This window comes from Rickettsiales bacterium (assembly GCA_025210695.1).
In the GTDB taxonomy this organism is placed as follows: domain Bacteria; phylum Pseudomonadota; class Alphaproteobacteria; order Rickettsiales; family CANDYO01; genus CANDYO01.
In genome coordinates this window covers 1-2,605 of sequence record JAOARE010000007.1, presented here as the reverse complement: position 1 = coordinate 2,605, position 2,605 = coordinate 1, and the positions used below count along the sequence as shown (strand labels likewise).

The 2,605-nt window shown below is 32.3% G+C and carries 3 protein-coding genes; all 3 read right to left on the bottom strand.

Annotated features, from left to right (window positions below; all coding sequences use genetic code 11):
- The coding region (locus N4A31_00315; GenBank protein ID MCT4634678.1) for a hypothetical protein at positions 1 to 774 on the bottom strand (774 nt) is incomplete at its 3' end.
- 268 nt (positions 775 to 1,042) lie between these two features.
- Positions 1,043 to 1,252, bottom strand: a complete 210-nt coding sequence (locus tag N4A31_00310) for a hypothetical protein (GenBank protein ID MCT4634677.1) — start codon at positions 1,250 to 1,252, stop codon at positions 1,043 to 1,045.
- A gap of 171 nt (positions 1,253 to 1,423) precedes the next feature.
- On the bottom strand, positions 1,424 to 2,605 hold a 1,182-nt coding region (locus N4A31_00305), incomplete at its 5' end, for a hypothetical protein (GenBank protein MCT4634676.1).

Sequence of the window (2,605 nt, the reverse complement as noted above, 5' to 3'; positions counted from 1 at the left end):
GTAATCACCTGATGTATTCATTTTAAGATTACTTATCGTATGAGCATCACCATCAAATACTCCTTTAAAAGCAGACCCTAAGGTTCCAATAGGAGTGAAGTCATCACTAGAAGAAAGTATTATATTAGCTGTAATTTTATAGTCATATGCTAAAGTAACAGAATCTTGCTGTTGAGATAAACACTCTAAATGCACTCTAGCTAAAGCAGAGTCTCCTGATGAACCTCCAATTAAACGATAACCATCACCATCCATCTCCATATCATTTAGTAAATTAGAATCACAAACTAAACTTTCAGAAACAATCACTGAAATTGTTTTAGTTACTATTTTTTCTCCTAATGTCGCAGTCAACTGCACATCAGTTGTACCCACCTCTATTGCTGTAGTTCCCCTTGTTAATGCAAGAGTCCAAGCACCGTCAATATTACTTAATTGAGCATCATCTAATATCACCTGTGTTCCATCAACAAAAGATGCAACAATATTAACTGCTGATAAATCATCAATTGTATCAGAACCTATTGACACTCCAACCTCTATACTTGTATCAGTTGTAAACATTGGTACACTAGTTACAGAAGATATATACAAATCCCTTAAAACTTCATCTTCTCCACCACCTGATTCACCAGAACCATCACCGAATGGACCTTCAGCAGAAGAGTCCATAAGCCACGGCATTGCAGCAAAGTAATAATAAGTTTTAGCTTGAGCTCTAACAAATGTTAAGATTGATAATACAGTAATTATTGAGAAGATTTTCTTAAACATAATAAATTCCTTATTAATTAAAATAATTTCTTAAATTATTAAATCATATTTAGGCTTTTGTCAATAAGAAAATAAAAGGGTTATTTCCTCAGCATCGCTTCTTGGTCTTTCCAGTCTTTGTGGTTTGAAGCTATTTGGCAGAGTTCTTCTACTCTCATAATGAGATTGCCATCTAAAACCTATCCTTCCACTTTTTATTCTCCATTTTGCATATAAAAAAGCACTCTGTGAAAAAAGAGTGCTTTTTAATTTTTAAATTAGTTATATTTTATTGAAGAGTTAAACCTTTAATCCTCTTATATAAATTATACCCAAACATACCTAAAGCAGCACCTGAAGCAAAACCATTATTAAAATCATCACCTACAGCTTTTGAAACAAAAACACCTGCAACTCCGCAAGAAAAGCCAACAATAGAGCTCATATTAGCCTGTTTTAATGCAATTTTACTAACATTATTTTTTAAATCATTACACATAATTTTAATCTCCTTTTATAATTTTTAATTAATTTATCTTTATTATATCCTATATTATACCATAAAAATAACAAAAATACAACAACTCAAAATCCCGAGCCATAAAAAAAACCTCTTCATTTTAAGAAGAGGCTTTTATTTATTATATATAACTTATCTTAATTAAAAATATTATTCTACAAGTCTTGGACTAAGGAGTTGATCTGTTATATATCCAGTTACATCATCTTTCACCCAATCATTCTCTGACCAGAGATTCCTAATTATTTGTGAATTAGCAACAGAACAAGATCTTTTATCACCTTTATTATAATTACAAACGCCCCCTACATTATCAATGGTTGCAGAATCAAATCTGCCAGCTAACCCTCCTGTTGTAGAAGAATTTCCATCTGGAATCTTTGTAAATGATGCATAACTATTTTTAACAATTGCTGAACCATCAACTGAACCAGCTAAACCTCCAACATTATAACCTCCTTCAACAGCAGCAGAACTATATGAATAGTTGATTTGTGCATTAGAAGTAACATTTCTTCCTGTAATTCCACCAATATAGTCTCCTTTTCCTACAACTTTCCCTGTTGTATAAGCATTTTCTATTAGTTTTATATTAGCTCCTGCTAAACCTCCAACATAGTTTCTACCGGAAATATTAACATTAATCAAACCTATATTTCTTACTGTTCCTTCATTACGACCAAACAAACCTATGTAATCACCTGATGTATTCATTTTAAGATTACTTATCGTATGACCATCACCATCAAATACTCCTTTAAAAGCAGATCCCAAATCTCCAAAAGGCCTCCAAAAATCTTTCGCTGTTATACTTGCAGTCAACTTATATTTTGAATCTAATACAGCTTCATTATTGGGTCTGTCTTGAGATGCTAAAATACACCTTAATTCTTTCAAGGCTCTTTCGCTACTTCCTTCAAGTCCGCCAAGCAAATAAACTTCGCCATCCTTATCAATACCATAAAATGGATCTGTTACATCACAAAATGTATCTATTGAATTCTCAATTTCATTTTTTAATTTTGGAGTATTAGTTCCATCTAATTGCCATACTTTAGAGTAATCCCAAGAGCCTTGAATCATAAGAGCATCTCCTAAAGAACAAGAGCTTTTATCACCTTTATTATAATTACAAACACCTCCTACATTATCAATAGTTGCAGAATCAAATCTGCCAGCTAACCCTCCTGTTGTAGAAGAATTTCCATCAGGAATCTTTGTAAATGATGCATAACTATTTTTAACAATTGCTGAACCATCAACTGAACCAGCTAATCCTCCAACATTATAATCTCCCTCAACATTAGCAGAACTATATGAATAGTTGATTTG